This window comes from Enterobacter cloacae complex sp. GF14B (genome assembly GCF_004136805.1).
GTDB classification, from domain to species: Bacteria; Pseudomonadota; Gammaproteobacteria; order Enterobacterales; family Enterobacteriaceae; genus Enterobacter; species Enterobacter hormaechei_C.
The window spans coordinates 1-1,699 of record NZ_QFRV01000241.1; the positions used below are offsets into that span (position 1 = coordinate 1).

Annotated in this window: 1 protein-coding gene and 2 pseudogenes; all 3 read left to right on the forward strand. The window is 59.9% G+C overall.

The window, feature by feature from the left end; all coding sequences use genetic code 11:
* Nucleotides 1-619 (forward strand): annotated as a pseudogene (gene fliI, locus DD606_RS24990) (flagellum-specific ATP synthase FliI); the annotation flags it as partial.
* A 21-nt stretch (nt 620-640) separates the two neighbouring features.
* Nucleotides 641-1,084: a flagellar export protein FliJ gene (gene fliJ, locus DD606_RS24995; RefSeq protein WP_006811155.1), complete on the forward strand. Its 444-nt coding sequence runs from the start codon at nt 641-643 to the stop codon at nt 1,082-1,084.
* Nucleotides 1,081-1,699, forward strand: a pseudogene (locus tag DD606_RS25000) (flagellar hook-length control protein FliK); the annotation flags it as partial. The gene fliJ and the pseudogene DD606_RS25000, both read left to right, overlap by 4 nt.

The window sequence follows — 1,699 nt, forward strand, 5'->3', positions numbered from 1 at the left end:
CTACGCCACGCGTATTGCGGAAGATTTCCGCGACCGGGGCCAGCACGTTCTGCTGATTATGGACTCCCTGACCCGCTACGCGATGGCGCAGCGTGAGATTGCGCTGGCCATCGGCGAGCCGCCCGCGACCAAAGGCTACCCGCCGTCGGTCTTCGCCAAGCTCCCGGCGTTGGTTGAGCGCGCGGGGAACGGCATCAGCGGCGGCGGCTCCATCACCGCGTTCTATACGGTACTGACCGAAGGTGATGACCAGCAGGACCCGATTGCCGACTCCGCGCGCGCGATCCTCGACGGCCATATCGTGCTGTCGCGCCGTCTGGCCGAAGCCGGGCACTACCCGGCGATTGATATTGAAGCGTCGATCAGCCGTGCGATGACGGCCCTGATCACCGAGCAACACTACGCCCGCGTGCGTAACTTCAAACAACTGCTCTCCAGCTTCCAGCGCAACCGCGATCTGGTAAGCGTCGGGGCGTACGCCAAAGGCAGCGATCCGATGCTCGATAAAGCGATTGCCCTCTGGCCGCAGCTGGAGGCATTTCTGCAACAGGGTATTTTTGAACGCGCCGACTGGGAAGATTCCCTCCAGGCACTGGAGCTGATTTTCCCGCAGGTGTAACACAGGTGGAGGGCGAAGGTCATGGCGCAGAACAGCGCGTTATCAACGCTGAAAGATCTGGCTGAAAAAGAAGTTGATGATGCCGCATTGCAGCTTGGCGCAATGCGACGCGGGTGCCAGCAGGCTGAAGAACAGTTGAAGATGTTAATCGACTATCAGCATGAATATCGCACCAACCTTAACACCGACATGACGCAGGGCATTGGTAGCCAGCGCTGGATTAACTATCAGCAGTTTATCCAGACGCTGGAAAAGGCGATTGAACAGCATCGCCAGCAGCTCAACCAGTGGACGCAAAAAGTCGATACCGCGCTGAATTTCTGGCGCGAGAAAAAACAGCGGTTGCAGGCCTGGCAAACCCTACAGGACCGGCAGATTGCAGCCTCGACCCTGGCGGAAAACCGTCTGGATCAGAAAAAAATGGATGAGTTTGCCCAGCGCGCATCAATGAGGAAACCTGAATGATCACACTGCAACAACTGCTGATGACCGACAGCGACCCGTCCGGCGGCACGCTTGCCGGGAAAGGCGCTGAGGGCGCGCAAGATTTTCTCTCTCTGCTGGCGGGCGCGCTGACCGAGACCACTTGCAAAGGCAAAGATGCCCCGCTGACGCTGGCGGATCTGAAAGCGGCGGGCAGCAAGCTCTCGACAGCGGCAAAGGAAAAAAACGGTGATACCACGCTCCAGGCCAAAATCGCCGAACTGCTCTCCCGTCAGGAGACTCTAACTGATGAAGATACCGCCGTCTCCCTGCAAAGCCTCGTCTCCGGCCTAAAACCCGCCGCGAATACGGATGCGCTGAAGGCGCTAACCCAGCCGGAGGCGAAAACAAACGGCGAGACCACGACTGAAGAAGAGGAGCTGGCCGGGTTAAGCGCGCTGATGGCGATGTTACCGCACCAGCAGACCACCACCCCGGTAGCGACGCAGCCTGCGAGCACCGGGGAGATCGCCCCCCGTGCCGCCCTCCCCTCTGCGCTAGCCCAGACGGATAACGGCCAGCATCAGCCGCTTAGCCATGCGTTAACGGGTCAGGAAAAAATGCCGGTTCAGGACAGCGACACCTCGCTGCCCGCCA

Excerpts from the sequence above, each read along its gene's own strand:
- fliJ (WP_006811155.1), top strand. The coding sequence starts at position 641 with ATGGCGCAGAACAGCGCGTTATCAACGCTGAAAGATCTGGCTGAAAAA.